At 70.6% G+C, this 18,160-nt stretch carries 18 protein-coding genes; 10 read left to right on the top strand and 8 right to left on the bottom strand.

Going from position 1 to position 18,160, the window contains the following annotated elements; translation table 11 throughout:
* Positions 1–2 precede the first annotated feature (2 nt).
* The 5 genes from ACIBK4_RS30420 to ACIBK4_RS30400 form a co-directional block, all read right to left on the bottom strand.
* On the bottom strand, positions 3–1,088 hold the full coding sequence (locus ACIBK4_RS30420; protein WP_398999676.1) for a tartrate dehydrogenase: 1,086 nt from the start codon (positions 1,086–1,088) through the stop codon (positions 3–5).
* A gap of 112 nt (positions 1,089–1,200) precedes the next feature.
* Entirely contained in the window at positions 1,201–2,103 is a 903-nt protein-coding gene (locus tag ACIBK4_RS30415; protein WP_398999674.1) for a LysR family transcriptional regulator, read from the bottom strand.
* A gap of 38 nt (positions 2,104–2,141) precedes the next feature.
* On the bottom strand, positions 2,142–2,558 hold the full coding sequence (locus ACIBK4_RS30410; protein ID WP_398999672.1) for a glycerate kinase: 417 nt from the start codon (positions 2,556–2,558) through the stop codon (positions 2,142–2,144).
* Positions 2,558–3,982, bottom strand: coding sequence for a C4-dicarboxylate transporter DctA (dctA, locus tag ACIBK4_RS30405; RefSeq protein WP_398999669.1), 1,425 nt, complete (start codon positions 3,980–3,982; stop codon positions 2,558–2,560). The genes ACIBK4_RS30410 and dctA overlap by 1 nt, the downstream gene beginning before the upstream one ends.
* Positions 3,983–4,209: 227 nt before the next feature.
* Positions 4,210–5,616: a DHA2 family efflux MFS transporter permease subunit gene (locus ACIBK4_RS30400; protein ID WP_399000085.1), complete on the bottom strand. Its 1,407-nt coding sequence runs from the start codon at positions 5,614–5,616 to the stop codon at positions 4,210–4,212.
* 184 nt (positions 5,617–5,800) lie between these two features.
* Here ACIBK4_RS30400 and ACIBK4_RS30395 point away from each other — a divergent pair, with 184 nt between their 5' ends.
* A complete protein-coding gene (locus ACIBK4_RS30395; RefSeq protein ID WP_398999666.1) occupies positions 5,801–6,232 on the top strand; it encodes a MarR family winged helix-turn-helix transcriptional regulator in 432 nt (143 codons plus the stop codon).
* A 91-nt stretch (positions 6,233–6,323) separates the two neighbouring features.
* Here ACIBK4_RS30395 and ACIBK4_RS30390 read toward each other — a convergent pair whose 3' ends face one another.
* Complete coding sequence (locus ACIBK4_RS30390; protein ID WP_398999663.1) at positions 6,324–6,692, bottom strand: NUDIX hydrolase; 369 nt, start codon at positions 6,690–6,692, stop codon at positions 6,324–6,326.
* Positions 6,693–7,014: 322 nt separating this feature from the next.
* Here ACIBK4_RS30390 and ACIBK4_RS30385 point away from each other — a divergent pair, with 322 nt between their 5' ends.
* From ACIBK4_RS30385 to ACIBK4_RS30370, 4 genes are all read left to right on the top strand, one after another.
* Positions 7,015–9,204 (top strand): ATP-binding protein, encoded by a 2,190-nt coding sequence (locus ACIBK4_RS30385; protein ID WP_398999661.1) that lies wholly within the window; start codon positions 7,015–7,017, stop codon positions 9,202–9,204.
* Entirely contained in the window at positions 9,201–10,184 is a 984-nt protein-coding gene (locus ACIBK4_RS30380; RefSeq protein ID WP_398999659.1) for an NAD-dependent epimerase/dehydratase family protein, read from the top strand. The genes ACIBK4_RS30385 and ACIBK4_RS30380 overlap by 4 nt, the downstream gene beginning before the upstream one ends.
* Positions 10,181–11,320: an AAA family ATPase gene (locus ACIBK4_RS30375; RefSeq protein WP_398999657.1), complete on the top strand. Its 1,140-nt coding sequence runs from the start codon at positions 10,181–10,183 to the stop codon at positions 11,318–11,320. The genes ACIBK4_RS30380 and ACIBK4_RS30375 overlap by 4 nt, the downstream gene beginning before the upstream one ends.
* Before the next feature lie 76 nt (positions 11,321–11,396).
* On the top strand, positions 11,397–11,828 hold the full coding sequence (locus ACIBK4_RS30370) for a hypothetical protein (RefSeq protein ID WP_398999655.1): 432 nt from the start codon (positions 11,397–11,399) through the stop codon (positions 11,826–11,828).
* Here the strand turns inward: ACIBK4_RS30370 and ACIBK4_RS30365 are convergent.
* Both ACIBK4_RS30365 and ACIBK4_RS30360 read right to left on the bottom strand, forming a co-directional pair.
* Complete coding sequence (locus tag ACIBK4_RS30365; RefSeq protein WP_398999653.1) at positions 11,735–12,283, bottom strand: DUF6884 domain-containing protein; 549 nt, start codon at positions 12,281–12,283, stop codon at positions 11,735–11,737. The genes ACIBK4_RS30370 and ACIBK4_RS30365 overlap by 94 nt on opposite strands.
* Positions 12,284–12,484: 201 nt before the next feature.
* A complete protein-coding gene (locus tag ACIBK4_RS30360; RefSeq protein WP_399000083.1) occupies positions 12,485–14,377 on the bottom strand; it encodes a Xaa-Pro dipeptidyl-peptidase in 1,893 nt (630 codons plus the stop codon).
* 277 nt (positions 14,378–14,654) lie between these two features.
* Between ACIBK4_RS30360 and ACIBK4_RS30355 the strand changes: the two genes are divergently transcribed.
* The 5 genes from ACIBK4_RS30355 to ACIBK4_RS30335 are packed head-to-tail and all read left to right on the top strand — an operon-like array spanning position 14,655 to position 18,102.
* Positions 14,655–16,139 carry a toluene monooxygenase gene (locus ACIBK4_RS30355; RefSeq protein WP_398999651.1) on the top strand — a complete coding sequence of 495 codons (1,485 nt, stop codon included), beginning with the start codon at positions 14,655–14,657 and terminating at the stop codon, positions 16,137–16,139.
* Between the two features lie 14 nt (positions 16,140–16,153).
* Positions 16,154–16,408, top strand: a complete 255-nt coding sequence (locus ACIBK4_RS30350; protein WP_398999648.1) for a toluene-4-monooxygenase system B family protein — start codon at positions 16,154–16,156, stop codon at positions 16,406–16,408.
* On the top strand, positions 16,401–16,751 hold the full coding sequence (locus ACIBK4_RS30345) for a Rieske 2Fe-2S domain-containing protein (protein WP_398999646.1): 351 nt from the start codon (positions 16,401–16,403) through the stop codon (positions 16,749–16,751). The genes ACIBK4_RS30350 and ACIBK4_RS30345 overlap by 8 nt, the downstream gene beginning before the upstream one ends.
* Positions 16,748–17,062 (top strand): MmoB/DmpM family protein, encoded by a 315-nt coding sequence (locus ACIBK4_RS30340; RefSeq protein ID WP_398999644.1) that lies wholly within the window; start codon positions 16,748–16,750, stop codon positions 17,060–17,062. The genes ACIBK4_RS30345 and ACIBK4_RS30340 overlap by 4 nt, the downstream gene beginning before the upstream one ends.
* A 32-nt stretch (positions 17,063–17,094) precedes the next feature.
* Positions 17,095–18,102, top strand: coding sequence for a toluene hydroxylase (locus ACIBK4_RS30335; protein ID WP_398999642.1), 1,008 nt, complete (start codon positions 17,095–17,097; stop codon positions 18,100–18,102).
* The last annotated feature ends 58 nt before the right edge of the window (positions 18,103–18,160 follow it).

The raw sequence follows: 18,160 nt of genomic DNA, 5'->3' as shown, positions 1-18,160 counted from the left end.
GTTCAGGCGTTCAGGGCGTCGATCAGCGCCTTGGTGACCTCGTCGGTGGACGCGCTGCCGCCGACGTCGCGGGTGAGGACGCCCGCGGCGGTCGTGATTTCGATGGCCTTGTTCAGGCGGGCCGCCTGGTCGGGGAGGCCGAAGTGCTCCAGCATCAGGGCCGCGCTGCCGACCGCGCCGATGGGGTTGGCCAGGCCCTGGCCCGCGATGTCCGGCGCGGAGCCGTGGACGGGCTCGAACATGCTGGGGAAACGGCGCTCGGGATTGAGGTTGGCGCTCGCGGCCAGACCGAGGCTGCCGGCCAGGGCACTGCCGAGGTCGGAGAGGATGTCGGCGTTGAGGTTGGAGGCGACGACGACGGAGAGGTCCTCCGGCCTCAGCACGAACTTCGCCGACATCGCGTCGACCAGCACGCTCTCCGTCTCCACGTCCGGGTAGTCGAGCGCGACCCGCTGGAAGACGTCGTCCCACAGCACCATGCCGTACTGCTGGGCATTGCTCTTGGTGACCGAGGAGACCTTGCGGCGGGAGCGGGTACGGGCCAGGTCGAAGGCGAAGCGCATGATGCGTTCGCAGCCGACCTCGGTGAACAGGGCCGACTGGACGGCGACTTCACCGCCCGGGCCGCGCCCGGAGAGGTTGCGGCCACCGAGCCCGGCGTACTCGCCCTCGCTGTTCTCGCGCACGACGACCCAGTCGAGTTCGGTGTCGTCGGCCTTGCGCAGGGGGCTGGTGACGCCGGGCAGGAAGTGCACGGGGCGGACGTTGGCCCACTGGTCGAAGTTCTGGCAGATCTTCAGGCGCAGGCCCCACAGGCTGATGTGGTCGGGGACGGTGGGCCAGCCGACGGCGCCGAAGTAGATCGCGTCGAACTCCTTGAGGCGGTCCAGGCCGTCGTCGTCGATCATCTTGCCGGTGCGCTCGTAGAAGTCGCAGCCCCAGGGGAACTCCTCCCACCCGAACGCGAAGGCGCCCTGCGAGTCGTCGGCCAGTGAGTCGAGGACCGCGCGCCCCGCGGCGACGACCTCCTTGCCGACGCCGTCGGCGGGGATCGCGGCGATGCGGAACGTGCGGGGTGCGGTCGTCATGGGGGCCTCCGGCTCGCTGTGGTGCGGTCGGTCCGAGTCAACACAGGGAGGTCCTGGACCGTCCAAGACCGGCTTTCGATACGACCCATAGGCGCAGCCGATCGGTTCGCGGTCAGGCGGTGTCGCGTGCCCGCCGCTCGGCCAGCGACCGGGTGAGGGAGAGGAAGGCGCGGGCGGCCGGGGTGAGGTGCGCGGGCAGGCTGATCATTGCCACGTGGAGGTGGGCGGTCGGTTCGACGGTCGCGACCACGGCACCGCAGCGCCGGGCCAGCCGGGTCCAGGACGAGGGCAGCACGGCGACCCCGACCCCGGTCAGGACCAGGGGCAGGATCGACGTGCGATGGTCGACGACCGTCACCACCTGCGTGTCCGTACCGCCCGCCGTGATGTCGTCCACGATGGTCCGCATCAGGCTGCCGGTCCGGGAGGCGATGAGCTTGTGCCCGCGCAGGTCCTCGGGCCGGATCGCGGCCCCGTCCTCGATCGTCCCGCCGGGCGCGGCGACGACCACGAACGGCTGGTCCTCGACGTGCAGGACGTCGAGCCCGGTCGGATGCACAGGACTCTCCGACCCGAGCAGTCCCAACTCACAGGCCCCGCTGCGGACCAGGGACACGACCTCGTCCGGAGTGAACGCGGCCTGCGTGCTCACCGTCACGGACGGATGCAGCTCGGCGAACCGGTGGATCAGCGTGGTCAGCGGCTCGATGCCGGGGGAGGGCATGGTGGCCACCTCCACGGCCCCGCCGTGCAGCCCGGCGAGCGCGGAAGCGGTGTCGCGTACGGCCGTCAGGTCCCGCAGCACGCGACGGCTCGGCTCCAGCAACTCCCGTCCTGCCTCGCTCAGTACGACACCCCGGCCCACCCGGTGGAAGAGGGCCACCCCGAGGTCGGCCTCCAGGTTCGCCATGGCCTGCGACAGCGAGGGCTGCGCCACATGAAGCGCGGCGGCGGCCTTGCTGAAGCCGCCGTGCTCCACGATGGCGAGGAAGTACTCAAGCTGCCGGGCGTCCACGGCGCCCCTCCGTTCAGTGCTGGTGCGGCAGACGGAGCCTATCCGCCGGGGATCGTGCTTCCCTGGCCCGACCAGCGGTCGGCGAGGATCTGCCCGCACCGGGTGAGCAGCCGCGCGGACAGGGTGCTGTCGTGCGCGCAGTCCTGGTCGGTGAGGTCGGTCAGTGCCTGAACGGAGCGGAAGTGCGCGGCGGTCGTGCCCTCGGGCAGAGTGCAGCGGCCGACGACCGCGTGGACCTCGGTGCCGTGCCTACGGGCCCTGCGAGCGAGCGCGACCGGCAGTTTGCCCGACAGCGACTGCTCGTCGACGCTTCCTTCGCCGCCGTAGGCCGACGCGAGGCGGCGGATCCGGGCGTCCGGGGCGCCCCTCAGCACTCCGCGCTCCAGGGCGCGGGACACGTCCTCGGCGCTGAGGGAGCCCTTGAACTTGTCCGGGGCGATCAGGACGGACACCATCAGGGCGTCACCTCGGCGATCTGAGCGGTGAGCGTGACCGTGGTCGGACGGCTCGCGCCGGCCTCCGTCCCGGACGTGTCCCCCGTCGGTGTCTCCTTCTCCGCCTCAATGGACGTGGGGGGCTCGCCGGCCTCTCCGGCCAGTACCGCCCGCGCCCGTGCCAGATCCAGGCCGTTCTCCCAGCGGGCGACGAACAAGGTGGCGACGGCGTTCCCGAAGAAGTTCACCAGCGCCCGGCACTCCGACATGAACTTGTCGATCCCGAAGACCAGCATGATGCCTGCGGCCGGTACGTGGCCGACCGTCGACAGCGTCGCGGTGAGCGCGATGAAGCCGCCGCCGGCGACGCCCGCCGCGCCCTTCGACGTCAGCAACATGACGGCCAGCAGCCCGAGTTGCTGCCCGATGGACAGAGAGGTGTCGGTGGCCTGGGCGATGTAGAGGGTGGCGAGGGAGAGATAGATCGCGGCGCCGTCGAGGTTGAAGCTGTAGCCGGTCGGGACCACCAGACCCACCGTGGACCGCTCGACACCCATGAACCGCAGCTTGCGCATCAGGCCCGGCAGCGCGGGCTCGGCCGTCGACGTCCCGAGGATCAGCCAGAACTCCTCCTTGAAGTACCGGAAGAGCTGGAAGATGTTCAGCTTCACGTACGCGCCGAGCACCCCGCCGAGCACCACCACGACGAACAGGGCGGAGGTGACGTAGAAGAGGAGGATCAGTGAGCCGAGGCTGGTGAGGGTGGAGAGCCCGAACTTGCCGATCGCGTACGACATCGCGCCGAACGCGCCGAGCGGGGCGACCTTCATGACGTAGGAGAGCACCTTGAAGACGACGTCGGTCAGCCGGGTGACGCCCGCGATGAGGGGCTCGCCCGCTGCGCCGACGGACTTCAGGGCGATGCCGAACACCACGGCCAGGAAGATGACTTGGAGGATGTCGCCCTCGACGAACGGGCCGAAGAAGCTGTTCGGCACGATGCCGGTGAGGAACTCCCACCAGTGCTGGTGCTCGCCCTGGGAGATGTACTGGCCCGCGTCGCCCGACGTGTCGAGTGTCGAGGGGTCGGCGTGCACGCCGTCGCCGAGGCGGAAGACGTTGATCGCGACGAGTCCGGTGGCCAGGGCGACGATCGTGCCGAGCTGGAAGTAGGTCAGCGCCTTGATGCCGGTCAGTCCGACCTTCTTCAGGTCCGCGACCCCCGCGATGCCTCCGATGACGGTCAGGAACACGATCGGCCCGATCAGCATCTTCATCGCGGTGATGAACGTCGTGCCGATCGGCTCCATGGAGGTGGCGAGATCCGGCCACCTCCAGCCCAGGGCGACACCGATCACGATCGCGATCAGCACCTGGACGTACAACTGCCGGTACCACGGTTTGGTCGTCGTCACGGCTCGCTCATTGCCCGGGGTATGCGTCATTGCAGCCTCCCTGATCACGCGATGCCGAGCCCGATCGGCACCCGCTGGCTTGGGCGACAGTGAACCGGGCCCCCGATCAGGGGTCCACGACCAAAAATCGATGCCCCGTATAGGCGGGGCCTATGGGTTTCCCCTCCGGGCGCCGCCCTGGGCGCGACGTCGACGCCGGAGAACTCGCGGGACTGGCCCTCGGTGAGACGGAGAGCCGTACCTCACGAACAAGCGCCCTAGTGCGCCTCCTCACGCCGCCGCGCCGGAGCCGTGCCGCCGGACGCCGTGGTGCCCCGCGCGGCAGCTGTGCGGGCCGGGCCGTCGGGGATCGTGAAGGCGAAGACGGCGGTCGCCGCGGCGAGGGCGGCCAGGGCCAAGTAGGCATGCTGGTAGGCGGAGATGGGCGGATTCGCCGCGGCTGCCGTCGGGGTGCTCAGGACCAGGGCCGTGGTCACCGCCGCCGGTGCGAAGGCGCCGCCGGTCTGCCGTACGACCGTGTTGAGTGTGGAGGCCTGGGCCAGGTCCTTGCGGGAGAGGGTGGCCAGGGAGGCCACCGTGGTCGGCATGAAGACGCCGCCCATGCCGATGCCGAGCAGGAACATGTAGCCGCGGAAGGTCCACAGGCCGGTGTCCTGGTCGCAGGTGGCGAGGAGCAGCAGGACCGCGCTCACCATCGCCAGGCCCGAGCCGATGATGATGCGGGGGCCGACCCTGGAGTAGAGGATCCCGGCGACCTGGACGGTCAGCAGGACGCCGAAGGCCTCCGGGAAGGTGCTCGTGCCGGACTCCAGCGCGGAACGGCCCTGGCCCTGCTGGAGGAAGAGCGGGCCGAGGTACATCGCGCCGAGGATCGGCACCAGGCCCACCAGATTGATCAGGTTGGTGTCCCGGAAGAGCCGGTCCGCGAAGAGCCGGAGCTTCAACAGCGGCTCGGTGACGCGCAGTTCGAAGACGATGGCGGCGGTGAGCAGGACCGCGCCCAGCGCGAGTGCCGTGACGACGGCGGGGGAGGTCCAGCCCTGGTTGGGGCCCTCGCAGACGCCGAACATCACGCCGCCCAGCGCCGCAGCGCTCAGCAGCAGCCCGGTGAGGTCGAAGCGGCCCGGCCGGTGCCCGCGGTGCCCGGCGAGGAACAGCGCCCCGAACACCATGGCGGGCAGGCCGAGCGGCAGGTTGACGTAGAACACCCAACGCCAGGACAGATGGTCCACCAGCAGGCCGCCGAGCATCGGGGCGGCGGCCGGGGCGATCTGCTGCGGGATGATCATGTACCGCGAAATCCGCACCTGCTCCCAGGAGTTGAAGGTGCTGAAGAGCAGCGAGGACGCGGCCGGGAAGAGCAGTCCGGCGGAGAGGCCCTGCACCGCGCGGGCCGCGACGAGCTGGCCGAGGCCGGCCGCCGTGCCGCACAGCAGTGACGAGCCGAGGAAGGCGCCGAGGGCGGTGAGCAACACCCGCTTGGCGCCGAACCGTTCGACCAGCCAGGCCGAGGCGGGGATGGCCATGGCCAGACAGACCGGGTAGACCACGACGACCCCGTCCAGGGCGGCCGTCGTCAGCTGGAACTGGCGGGCGATCGACGGGAGCGCCACGGTCGTGATCGCTCCGTCGACGATGGCTATGAACGTCACGCAGACGCACATGACGGGGACGACGAGACGCTGGCCGGGGCGGAGGCGGCGCAGGTCCAGGGAGCGGAGGCGAGGGGCGAGGGGGACGGGAGGGCGTCGGAACGGCAGCACATGCTGAGCATACTCACTATGTGGGTGCTCACTGTCACCGTTTTCGGCTCGTACAATCGGCCCTCACCACGGAACGGGGAACGCCATGACAGTGCACGGCAGCAGCGACGTCCTGGTCGACGAGCTCTACGAGACGACGCACCAGCTGCGCCAGTTCGTCGAGACCCGGCTGCGCGCCCACGGGGCCTCGGTCGCCCGGCTGCGCGCCATGCGGATGCTCGCCCGGGCCGAACAGCCGCTGCGGATGCGGGACTTGAGCGAGATGACGGGCGTCGCGGCGCGGACCACGACCAGCATCGTCGACAGCCTGGAACGCGACGGACTGGTGGAGCGCGTACGCCATCCGCAGGACCGTCGCGCGTTCCTGCTGCGCCTCACCGACAAGGGCCGGGAGTGCCACCGGGAAGGGGAAGAGGTCGACGGCCTCGCGCTCGCGGAGGCGACGGCCGAGCTGGACGCGGAGGAGCGGGCGCAGCTGCGAACCCTGCTCGCCCGCATCCGGAAGGCGACGGCCTGAGCATCGACGGCCTCGTGTGGCCAGGCGGTGGTCCGGTCCCGCAGCCGACGGGTGACCCGCGGGTCCGGCCCAACTCCTAGGCCGGGGTTCCCTACACAGGCGTATGGCCCTCCAGGTACGTACGCACGGGCGTCGGCACCCCGGCGGCGATGGCATCGGCGAACGGTGCCCAGCGCAACTGCCCCGCCGTGAGCTGAGCTTCCCCCGACGGGTCGTCGCTCAACAGTTGGCACACCACGGCCGAACCGCCTCCTGACTCGGACTCCAGAAGGCTTGTTCCGTCCACGAGATAGCCGGTGAGTTCGTACACGGCCCGCGCGGCGGCGGCCTGCGGTGTCTCGGCCTCCTCGGGAACACCGGACGGCAGACTCCAGCCACCCTGCACGTCCACCAGCAGCACCCGCCCGTCGTTCACGACGACCGCGCCCACCGCATCCTCGGCGGCCTGCTCCAACGTCATGTCCCAACCGTCCCTTCGTTCGCACCGGGAGTGACCCGTTCGTTCGGCCACGTCCGAGCCCGTTTCCTACCCGGGACCGATCGGTTCACGCGGTACGGAAGGACCGCGCCGCCCCACGGGTCCCGCGGCGGCACCGACGGCTCGTGCATCGGATGTGTCCCGCACGGTTCCGGCCACACTCCAGGGGGCATTCTCAGCCTGGGCATCACGTGGAACACGGCACCCTCGCGCAGTCGGGGGACACGCGCGGCCCGGCCGCCGTCGACGGCCGACGCGAAGCGCGAGCAACGGACCATCGGAATCCGCAAGGGCGGCCTGCACGATGAGCGTGACCGGAACCAGCAACAACATTTCCGACGGAGTGTTCTTCTCCGCCGTCGTCCAGGGCCGTCACATCACCATCGAGTTACCACCGCAGGTATCGCCCGCGCTGCACGGACTCCCGCCCGCGTCCCCCGTGTTCGTCGGCCGCGACCCCCATCTCGGCGTCCTGCTGGGCCGGTTGGACCCGGCCGCCAAGGCGTCCGCCGCCGGCGCGGGCGGACCGGTCGTGATCGTCACCGCGGTCGGCGGCCTGGCCGGCGTCGGCAAGACCGAACTCGCACTCCAGTCGGCCCGCACCGCCCGGGACAAGGGCTGGTTCCCCGGCGGAGTCCTCTTCGTCGACCTGTTCGGCTACGACGACGCCCGCCGCGTCGGGCCCGCACAGGCACTGGAGGGATTCCTGAGAGCGCTCGGCGTACCCGGCGAACACATCCCGCACGGCGTGCAGGACCGGCAGCGGCTGTACACCTCGATCCTCGCCTCCTACGCGCGGGAGGGCCGCCGCATCCTCGTCGTGATCGACAACGCGGCCACCCACGAACAGGCCAGAGCACTGCTGCCGGCGGACGGTTCGACGGGCGCCATCGTGACGTCCCGGCACACCCTCGGTATGCTGAACGCCCGTCTGCTGGACCTGGACATCCTCCTCATGAATGACGCGGTCAGGCTCCTCGACAGCACCCTGCGAATGGCTCGTCCCGACGACACCCGTGTCACGGACTCGCCCGAAGACGCCCTCCGTATCGCCGAGTTGTGCGCGGGACTGCCCCTGGCGCTGCGCATCGTCGGCGCCGTGCTGATCGGCAGACCCCGTACACCGCTCGCCCGGATGGCGGCCGAACTGGCCGACGAGAAGGCACGGTTGGAGGCGCTGCGGTACGACGACGTCGCCGTGGGCGCCGCGTTCGAGCTGTCGTACCGCCAACTGCCCGTGGAACAGGCGCGGTTGTTCCGGCTGCTGTCGCTGAACCCGGGACCGGACGCCTCCACGGACGCCGTCGCCGTGCTCGCCGGCACGGACCGTGACGCGGCCCGCAGGGAGCTCCAGAACCTGGCCCGCGCCCACCTGGTGGAGGCCGCCGGTACGCCGTACGGGCGGTGGCGCATGCACGACCTGGTCCGTTCCTTCAGCGACCGGCTCGCGGCCGAGGACGAGGAGCGGCGACCGGTGCTGGAGAACCTGTTCACCTGGTACACGCACTCCGTGAACGCCGCCGACCAGGTCATGCGCCCCGGACGGATCCGGCCCGACCTCGGCGAACCGTCCGGACCGGCACCCGCCGCCTTCCCCGACCGGAACGGGGCGCTCGCCTGGTGCGAGGCCGAGCAGCCCAACCTCGTGGCGGTCGTGCACAACGGCGTCCACGAGGGCATGGGCCACCTCGTGTGGACCATCCCGCTCAGCATGTGGGGCTTCCTCACCCAGACGCTGTCCTGGGACCAGTGGATCGACGCGCACCAGGTCGCCGCCGACGCGGCAGCCCGGTGCGGTGCCCACTCGGGCCAGGGCTGGCTGCTGAACAACCTCGGCACCGGCTACCGCGCCATCGACCAACCGGAGCGCGCCCGTGCCGCGTTCGCCGCCGGGCTGGAGGTCCGGCGCGGCCTGGGCGACCTGCACGGACAGGCGGACTCCCTCAAGGACATGGCCATGACCGCGCGGGTCTGGGAGGACTGGGACGAGGCCCTGCGGCTCTCCTACGAGGCGCTCGACGTCATGGCCCGGCTCACCGTGCCCGACCGCTCCGGCAACGCGGCCGCCCTCGACACCATCGCGATCTCCCTGGCCCACCTCGACCGGCTCGACGAGGCCGCCGAAGCGGCCGCCGGCGCCCTGGCCATCTGGGAGGACCTCGACGGCAGGCGCGACGACCGAGCCTGGGCCCGCTGCAAGCTCCTGCACGCGGGCATCGCGCGGGGCCGGGCGGAGTACGGGCAGGCGATCGGCCACTGCCTGGAGGCACGCGAGGTCTTCGAGCGCATCAACGACACCCGCGACGAGGCCGAAGTCCTGCGCACCCTGGGCGAGTTGTACGCGGCGACGGACGACCCGGCATCGGCACGGGTCCACTGGCAACGGGCGGCCGAACTGTTCGAGCGACTGGGCGACACCGTCGCCGTCGAGGCGCTGACCCGCGACCTCGCGAACCTGCCGGGACCCGACGGCGCGTCCGACGAGGAGGCGTGACGGATACGGCCGCCCGCCCGTGCGCCGAGCCCATGAGGATCCTGGTCACCGGTGCGGCCGGCTACGTCGGCCGGGCCGTGGTGCACGAGCTCCTCGCCCACGGCGCAGAGGTCGTCGCCCTCGTGCACGAGCACGTGCCCGACCTCCCCGACGGCGTCGAGACACGGCACGCGGACCTGACGGACCGCGCCGCCACGTCGGCCGCGGTACGCGGCACGCACGGCGTCTGCCACCTCGCGGGCCTCGCCCGCGCCCGCCTCGGCTCCCGCCCGCCCACGCGCCACCACGCCGTGAACGTGACAGGCACGGCCCATCTCCTCGACGCGCTGACAGCCGAGACCGAGCGCACAGGACGCCCCGCCAACCTCGTCTTCGCCTCCACCAGCTCGGTCTACGGCCGTCCCGCCCACCACCCCGTCGACGAGGCGACCCCTCGCGACCCCATCCACCCCTACGCCGCGACGAAAGCCGAAGCCGAGGACCTCATCGGCAGCCGGGCTGCCACAGGAGCCCTCGGCGCCACCACGCTGCGGATCTTCAACGCGGCCGGCGCCTCGGCGGGCCGCGCCGACCAGGACCTGACGCGGATCATCCCGCGCGCCGTCGCCGTGGCGACCCGGCCCACGTCCCCGCTGGAGATCAACGGCGACGGCACGGCCGTGCGCGACTTCGTCCACGTCAGGGACGTGGCGGCGGCCTTCACGCGGGCGCTGTGCGCCAACTCGCCCGGACGGCACGCCGTTTACAACCTCGGCGCGCATCCGGCGAGCGTCCGGGACGTGGTCGAGTCGGTCGAACGGCTGGCCGGGCGCCCGCTGCCGCTGCGCCACCGGCCTGCCGTCGCCCAGGAGGCCCGGGTGCTGATCGCCGACACCACCGCGATCCGAACGGCACTGGGCTGGACGCCGACGACGGAAGGCCTGGACGACCTGGTCCACGACCAGTGGCGCACCGCCCGAAGACCCGAAGCCACCCCGTGACGGACGACCCGCTCGGTGACGACGAGCCTCTCGACAACTGGCCCGTGGACAACGCCATTTCGGGCGGCCTGTTCCTGTCCTCGGTGCTGCAGGGCCGCGATCTCACCTTCCGCATGCCCTACGAACTCCCGCCCGCCCTCGACGCGTTGCCCGTACCGACCCCGGCGTTCGCTGGGTTCGGCGACGAACTGGCCATCCTGACCGACCTCTTCGCGCGCGACACGCGCCGGGGAGGTCCCGTGGTCGTCGTCGGCGGCCCGACGGGCAGTGGCAAGACGGAACTGGTCCTGACCGCCGCTCACCAGGCCCTCGCCCAGGGCCGGTTCCCCGGTGGCGTGCTGTTCGCCGACGTGTCACGGCTGCACGGCTCCGCCCTGCTCGGCGGATTCCTGCGGGCGATGGGCCTGCCCGCCGACCGCGTACCACCCTCGGGCGCGGCACGGTCCGCGCTCCACGCCCTGATCCTCACCCAACTCGCCCGCCACGACAGCCCGTTGCTCATCGTCCTCGACGACGTGACGCACCCCGCCCAACTCGCCGGACTACTGCCCGCCACGGCGCCGGCGACCACCATCGTCACGACACCGGTCCACCTGGGCGGCCTGGGCACACACCGCATGCTCCTGCGCCCGCTGCCCACGGCCGACGCGACCTGGCTCCTCCACCGCGCCGTGACGACGGCCGACCCCGACGACACCCGGATCCTCGACCACCCCGAGGACGCCGCACGCGTCGCCGACCTCTGCGACGGACTGCCGCTCGCCCTGCGCACCGCCGCCGTCCTGCTCGCCGAGAACCCGCACCGCCCCCTCGCCGCACTGGCCGCCGACCTCGCCGACCCGCACACACGCCTCGCCGAACTCGCCCACCCCGACCGCGACTTGCGCACCCGACTCGACGCCTGCCACGCCCGCCTGGACCCGCCGCAGGCCCGGCTGCTGCGCCTGCTCGCCCTCAGCGACACACCGGAGACGACCACCGCGACCCTCGCCGCACTCTGCGCCGAACCCGAGGACACGGTCCGCGACCGGCTCACGTCGCTCCTCCACCTGATCGAGTCCGGTACGGCGCCCGACAGTTGGCGCATGCGCGAACTCCTGCGCCTCTACGTACGAGCCAGACCCGCCACTCCGTGAGCGGCGGGAACCGGAACACCCCCGCCGAGCGTTCCCCACCACAGGAGTGGTGACGCCCCGTCAAGGAGGGTGCTGCATGGACCCGGTGTCGGTAGGACTGCTCGCCTCGCTGGCCGGCGGCGCGGGCGGCGAAGTGGGACGACAGGTATGGACAGGCCTCACGACTCTCGTACGGCGCCCGTTCCACCGCGCCGACGACAGCGCGGGCGGCCCGGTCCCGGGCGAGGACGAACTGATGCGCCTCCAGCAGGCCCCCGGTGACGGAACCCGGGCCCACGCACTGAGCACAGCCCTCGCCGTACGCGCGGCCCTGGACCCCGACTTCGCCACCGCCCTCACCGCCTGGCACGAACAGGCCAAGCTGGTCCGCACCGGCGACGGCCCGGTCAACAACTCGATCAGCGGCGGCAATTACTACGCCCCGGTCCTCCAGGGCCGCGACTTCTCGCACACCACGTTCAACGCCGGACCGCTCCCGCGGCCCGACGAGGCGGACGCGGGGGAGTGATGCCGGGGCTGGGTGACCGAGCTCTCGCGCAGTGCGGCGAGACGGGCCATCTGCTCACCCATGCCGCGTGTCCCGGCCAGCGGGGTCAGGGCGTGCGGCCACACGGAATGGACCAGGCCGACGTGCCGGGCGCCCCCGAGGGCGACGACAGGGTCGAGTCGCACGATGCCACGCAACGTCGCCTGTTCCAGGACGAGTCGGGCCGCCACGGCGTCCTTCGTACCGTGCGGGGTGTCGTACGGCTCCACGACGTCGTCGAGGTCGACCAGGCCGTACCGCGCGGAGAGGATCAGCAGCCGGTCGGGCCGTAGCGCCTCGGCCGCCCTCCGGCACGCGCGGTGGTACGAGCCGATGTACAGGTCCGCCGCACGCGCAGGACGGTCCAGTTTGCGGCTGCCGCACGGGATGACGACGAGCTCCGGCTTCAAGGGAGCGAGATGCTCGTACTCGGTCATGCTCGGCTGTCCTGTTCTGTCCTCGGTGACCACCCGGGAGGACGAGGACGATGACGGTGAGAGGGCCCGTTCCGGGACGGTTGTGGTGCGCCGATCAGCCAGCATGCGGCGGCGAGCCGTGCTCGTGCCACGACCGGTTTCCTCTCTGCTGGGAGGCGGTGCCTCCCAGCAGGCCCTCCGCCCGGCTCCGGCCCGTATGCGCTAGGAAGCGGGCAGACCCGATGGCCCGACGACCGGCAGGCTGAGGGACGTGTGCGCCAGGTCCAGGGTGATCGTGGGACGGTCGGCCGCCTGCTGGGCGATGCCCCAGTCGGTGCCCGCGAGGATCAGGGCCAGCCGGTGCCCGGCCGGGAGGACGTGGTCGACGCTCGCGAGTGTCAGGGAGAGGGTGTACGGCTTGCCGGGGGTCAGCGGCTGGACCTTGTGTGCGTCGGCGGCGGTGCCGAGTGCGGCCCAGTCCCGGCTGAAGACGGTGCTCGTGACGTGTGTGGTGTGGGCCGCGGTCTTCTTGTAACAGGCGCTGTCCTGAGCCGAGTTCTCACCCCAGCAGGACGTTCCGGAGACCGTCGAGATGCCGAGTCCGGCGGCCGGGCTGTAGTCACGGACGGTGGCCGGGCCCAGATCGACGAGGACCGCCGAGAGGTTGGCGGACGCGGTCGTCGAGGTGGCGGTGACGGTCACCTTCGCGGCCCCGGAGACGCGCAGCGGTTTCGTGAGGGGGCCGGTGACGAAGCCGGCCTTCTCGCCGGTCGACTGGTCGATGTGCGCGGCCCAGTCGAGCTCGGACTTCTCCGTGGTGTCGGTGAAGGTCTCCGTCCCGCTTCCGGACGTGGTGTTCAGCGTGCCCACGCCCGCCTGGGTGCCCTGAACGGGGCGGAGAGTCACGGGAGTTGTAGACTTCGGCGGCCAGATCGCGTCCGTGGTCCAGTGGTCCGGGGTCCGCTCGATGTCCGCCATCGGCGCGCGGTCGATCCCGTTGTCGTAGCCCAGAAGCGCATGGTCGAACCAGTGGTGCAGGGTGACAACCCACTGCGTACGGCGGTAGTCGAAGGGGTCGACGTGCCCGGTCTGGGAGAGCCAGATCTTGCGTTCCACGCCGCTCTTGGCGAGGGCGTCCCACCACTGGCCGAAGTTCTTGCTGCGGACGGTGAGGTCCTGCTGACCGTGCACGACGAAGACGCTCGCCGTCACCTTCTTCGCGTCCGCCACATAGTCGCGCTCGGCCCACATCGCCGACCAGTCGCCGGACTTGGCGGCGGCGTCGCCGAGCTGCTTGTTCACGGCGGCGCAGTGGGTGCCGGTCGCGTCGCTCTCGACCGTGCGGATCAGGACGGCGGGGGTGGGCGCGTTGCCGACCAGCCCGGCGCCCTGGGAGAAGTAGGCGTCGTACCAGGAGGAGATGGAGCTGATCGGGACGATCGTCTTCAGGCCCTTAACGCCGGTCGCGGCGACCCCGTTGGCGATGGAGCCGTCCCAACTCTTGCCGATCATCCCGGTGTTGCCGTTGGACCAGTCGGCCTTCGCGGGGGTGGTGCCGGTGTGCGTGGTGTAGGCGTGGGCGCGGCCGTTGAGCCAGTCGATGACGGTCTTCGTGGACTGGATGTCGATGGGGCCGCCGGCGTCCGTGCAGCCGTCGGAGCGGCCGGTGCCGGGGAGGTCGACGGCGACGAAGGCGTAGCCGCGTGGGACGAAGTAGTTGTCGTAGAAGAGCGGGATGCGGGCCGGCTGTCCCTGGGCGTCGTAGGTCTTCTTCTGGTTCTCGTTGCCGCGGCCGCAGCAGGAGTAGTACGGGCTGGCCTCCATGATGACCGGTATCTTCCGGCCCTGGGCGGCGGGTTCGGCGGGGCGCACGATGTCGACCGCCACCCGGTCGCTCTTCCCGTCGCGGTCGTCGTCGCGCCCGGTGTCGACCCAGACCGTCTCCCGGACGGCCTTCTTGTACGAGTAGACCGGTTTGCTCTCTCCGGAAGGCCCCGCCGATCTCGACGCCCCCGCCCCCGCCGCCGTCGAGGCCGCGCCGATCGCCTTCGAGACCGTGGGACTCGTGGCGGAGGAGCAGCCGGCCAGCAGGGCGGCGACCGCCGTCGCGACCAGGGCCACCAGGGCGAACGGCCTCCGGGGAGGGCGTGCATGGGATGAGGTCGTGGAAATGTTGGAGTGCACGCACAGGGAACGGGTCGGCCCTTGCCGGAGGTTGTCGTGGTGACGGTGCGAGTTGCCAAGTTGCTCTGCGGTGAGCGCCTTTGACGCAGCGTCAGTGCAATGGGCGATTGTCGGACATGTGTCCCGTTCTGCTGGCAGTGGGTGGTATGCCGGTGGAAAATGCGGCTACGAGGCAGCCCGCGCCCCATTCCGTCAGGATGTGATCCGCATGCTTCTCACCCAGGACGACTGGTACGAGACCTCGCGCGACCTCGACTGGACCTTCTCGTACGTGGACCGTGCCGACGCCTTCCCCGCGGAGTGGACCGGCGCCGAAGGCATCCCCGAGGACGCGTGGGACGCCTGGGAGGAGCCCTTCCGTGTCTCGTACCGGGACTATGTGCGCGTCCAGCGGGAGAAGGAGTCCGGGGTCAAGGCGGTGAGCAACGCCCTTCAACGGGCCGGGAGTTACGACCAGTTACCGGCCTCCCATGTCGCCGCCTCGCAGATGCACATGGGACTGATCACGATGGTCGAGTACATGGCCGTCACCATGCAGAGCCGCTTCTGCCGCTTCGCCCCCTCCCCGAAGTGGCGCAACCTCGGCGTGTTCGGACTGCTCGACGAGACCCGGCACACCCAACTCAGCCTGCGCTTCTCACACGCCCTGCTCAAGTACGACACCCGTTTCGACTGGGCACAGAAGGCGTACCACACCAATCAGTGGGCCGTCATCGCGGCGAAGAGCCTCTTCGACGACATCATGCTCAATGCCGACTGCGTGGAGGCGTGCCTCGCCTCCAACCTGACCCTCGAACACGGCTTCAGCAACATCCAGTTCGTCGCCCTCGCCTCCGACGCGATGGCCGCCGGCGACGTCAACTGGTCGAACCTGCTCTCCTCCATCCAGACCGACGAGGCCCGCCACGCCCAACAGGGCTTCCCCACCCTGGAAGTGGTGATGGCCCACGACCCGCAGCGCGCCCAGCGGATCGTCGACGTGGCGTTCTGGCGCGCCTCCCGGATCTTCCAGACCCTCACCGGACCGGCGATGGACTACTACACGCCGCTCGACAAACGGAAGATGTCCTACAAGGAGTTCATGCTGGAATGGATCGTCGACCAGCACGAACGGGTGCTGGAGGACTACGGGTTGAAGCGCCCCTGGTACTGGGACGACTTCCTCCACTCCCTCGACAACGGCCAGCACGCGATGCAACTCGGGCTGTGGTTCTACCGGCCCACCCTCTTCTGGAACACCAGCGCCGGTGTCTCGAAGGACGAGCGGGCCTGGCTGAACGACAAGTACCCCCAGTGGGAGGAGAATTGGGGCGTCCTGTGGGACGAGATCATCCGCAACATCAACGCCGGACACATCGAGCGCACCCTCCCCGAGACGCTCCCCGCGCTGTGCAGCGTCACCCAACTGCCCCTCGGTACCGCGATGTCGCGTGAGCGGCTCAACCCCGTCTCCCTCGTCCGCGACGGCCGCATCCACCACTTCGACAGCGAGATCTCCAAGTGGTGCTTCGAGCAGGAACCCGAGCGGTACGCGGGCCACCGCACGGTCGTCGACCGGTTCATCGGCGGCGAGATCCAGCCCATGGACCTGCCCGGAGCACTCGCCTGGATGGGCCTCACCCCGGACGTCATGGGCGACGACACGGATGGCTACCGCTGGGCGCGCGAGTACGCCAACGACCCCAAGGCGTAAGGGGATTCACCCACATGGCACTGTTCCCCATCGTCGGCAGACTGGTCGGCGACTTCATCCCGCACCTGGTGGCCGTCGACACCGACGACACCATGGACACGGTCGCGGAGAAGGTGGCCGTGCACAGCGTCGGGCGCCGGGTGGCGGCTCCGCCCGGCGTGCCGTCGTACGACGTGTATCTCGACGACCGGAAGATCGACCCGACCGTGACACTCGGCGAACTGTCCCTGCTGCCCCTGCAATGGCTGGACGTGCGGTTCCGTGACTGAGGAGGCCGCCGACTATGTGCCGGTGGCGCCCCAGGACGCCCTGTGGGACGGCGAGATGGAGCCCTTCGAGGTCAACGGCACGGAGATCCTGCTGATCCGCGTCGAGGGCAACTACCTCGCGTACCAGGGGACTTGCCCGCACCAACGGCAGTCCCTCGCCGAGGGCGATCTCGACGGCACCGTTCTGACCTGCGCCTTCCACCTCTGGGAGTTCGACGTGCGCACCGGACGGGGCATCAACCCGCGCGGCTCCTGCCTCGTACGCCACGACACCCGCATCGCCGACGGCCAGGTGTGCGTCAGCCGCCGCCCGTCCGACGAAAGGCAGGCACCCACCCCATGACCGTCTACGAACTGGACAGCGACGCCCCGCTCGACCCCGTCCTCGTCGGCCCGGTGCTGCGCTCCGGACCGCTCGCGGACGCCGTCATCGAGGCGGTGTGCGACGACAACCCCGACCGGGACGTGTACGTCGTCGACCGCGACGACTACGTCCGCGTGCACACCCCGCACGAGTGCCGGCTGACCCGGCGCAGCCTGGAGGCGCACCTCGGCGGAACCTTCCAACTCGCCGCCCTGGAGATCGAGATGCCCTCTTTCAAGGGACGGATGCGCTCCCGGTCGCAGGAATACATGTGGTTCAACAGCGAGTGACGTGTTCGTCAGTGACGAGGTCTGGAGAAGCCATGGCACAGCAGCGTGACCGGCAGCGCGCGACCCGTCTGCGCACTTGGAGCGCCTTCGGTGACCTGGGCCGTCGTCCCAGCGAGTACGAGGTCCTCACCCACGGCATGAACCACACCACGGGCGTCACCCCGCTGGAACTCCCGCCCGAGGCGCACGGCAACCGCTGGCTGCGCGAACACCGCGACGGCATGGCCCTGACCGTGCCCGACTGGGACGCGTTCCGCGATCCCGACCGGGTGACGTACGGCAGCTATGTCGCCATGCAGGACGACCGCGAGACCTACGTCGAGGGACTGCTCGAACGCTTCGACAAGGAACAGCACGACGAACGCCTGACGGCCCGTCAACTCGACCTGCTGGCACTGGCCGTGACCCCGGCCCGCTATCTCGTCCACGGCCAGCAGATGCTCTCCGCCTACCTCCAGCAACTCGCCCCCGGCAGCTACATCGCCACCTGCGCCGCCTTCCAGACCGCCGACCAGCTCCGCCGCGTCCAGCTCCTCGCCTACCGCACCACCCAACTCGCCCGCACCCACCCCGACCGCGCCTTCGGCCTCGCCGAACGCACCACCTGGGAGCACCAACCGGACTGGCAGCCGTTCCGCCGGTCCGTCGAGGAAGCCCTGGTCGCCTACGACTGGGACGTGGCTCTCGTCGCCTTCCAACTCGTCGTCAAACCGGTCGCCGACGCCGTACTCCTGCACGGCCTGGCCCGCCGCCTCGACACCGTCGGCATCCCCCTCGACTCCCTCATCACCGACGACCTGTGCCGGGACGCGGACCGCGCGTCCCGCTGGACCCGGGCCCTGTTGACCTTCCTGACCGACGCCGACCCCGGAAACCGGGCCGTCCTCCAGGGTCACCTCGACACCTGGTCCGCACACGGCACCGCCATGGCCGCCGCGGGCGCCCGACTGCTGGGTACGCCGGACATCGAGGCCACGGCTCTGGAGGCGTGGGACGAAATCCTGTCGGCCGGCGGACTGACCCGCCGTCGGACGCCGTAGGCATGAACGCGCCTGATTACAGGGAGAGTTGACGAGGCGTCGGAGCTCGGCAATGGCA

This window comes from Streptomyces sp. NPDC050528 (assembly GCF_044457795.1).
GTDB lineage: Bacteria > Actinomycetota > Actinomycetes > Streptomycetales > Streptomycetaceae > Streptomyces.
Note: the sequence above shows the minus strand (reverse complement) of the source record. Positions and strands in the feature narration are given on the sequence as shown.

Excerpts from the sequence above, each read along its gene's own strand:
- ACIBK4_RS30420 (WP_398999676.1), bottom strand. The coding sequence starts at position 1,088 with ATGACGACCGCACCCCGCACGTTCCGCATCGCCGCGATCCCCGCCGAC.
- ACIBK4_RS30410 (WP_398999672.1), bottom strand. The coding sequence starts at position 2,558 with ATGGTGTCCGTCCTGATCGCCCCGGACAAGTTCAAGGGCTCCCTCAGC.
- dctA (WP_398999669.1), bottom strand. The coding sequence starts at position 3,982 with ATGACGCATACCCCGGGCAATGAGCGAGCCGTGACGACGACCAAACCG.
- ACIBK4_RS30400 (WP_399000085.1), bottom strand. The coding sequence starts at position 5,616 with ATGTGCGTCTGCGTGACGTTCATAGCCATCGTCGACGGAGCGATCACG.
- ACIBK4_RS30395 (WP_398999666.1), top strand. The coding sequence starts at position 5,801 with ATGACAGTGCACGGCAGCAGCGACGTCCTGGTCGACGAGCTCTACGAG.
- ACIBK4_RS30390 (WP_398999663.1), bottom strand. The coding sequence starts at position 6,692 with ATGACGTTGGAGCAGGCCGCCGAGGATGCGGTGGGCGCGGTCGTCGTG.
- ACIBK4_RS30385 (WP_398999661.1), top strand. The coding sequence starts at position 7,015 with ATGAGCGTGACCGGAACCAGCAACAACATTTCCGACGGAGTGTTCTTC.
- ACIBK4_RS30370 (WP_398999655.1), top strand. The coding sequence starts at position 11,397 with ATGGACCCGGTGTCGGTAGGACTGCTCGCCTCGCTGGCCGGCGGCGCG.
- ACIBK4_RS30365 (WP_398999653.1), bottom strand. The coding sequence starts at position 12,283 with ATGACCGAGTACGAGCATCTCGCTCCCTTGAAGCCGGAGCTCGTCGTC.
- ACIBK4_RS30355 (WP_398999651.1), top strand. The coding sequence starts at position 14,655 with ATGCTTCTCACCCAGGACGACTGGTACGAGACCTCGCGCGACCTCGAC.
- ACIBK4_RS30350 (WP_398999648.1), top strand. The coding sequence starts at position 16,154 with ATGGCACTGTTCCCCATCGTCGGCAGACTGGTCGGCGACTTCATCCCG.
- ACIBK4_RS30340 (WP_398999644.1), top strand. The coding sequence starts at position 16,748 with ATGACCGTCTACGAACTGGACAGCGACGCCCCGCTCGACCCCGTCCTC.
- ACIBK4_RS30335 (WP_398999642.1), top strand. The coding sequence starts at position 17,095 with ATGGCACAGCAGCGTGACCGGCAGCGCGCGACCCGTCTGCGCACTTGG.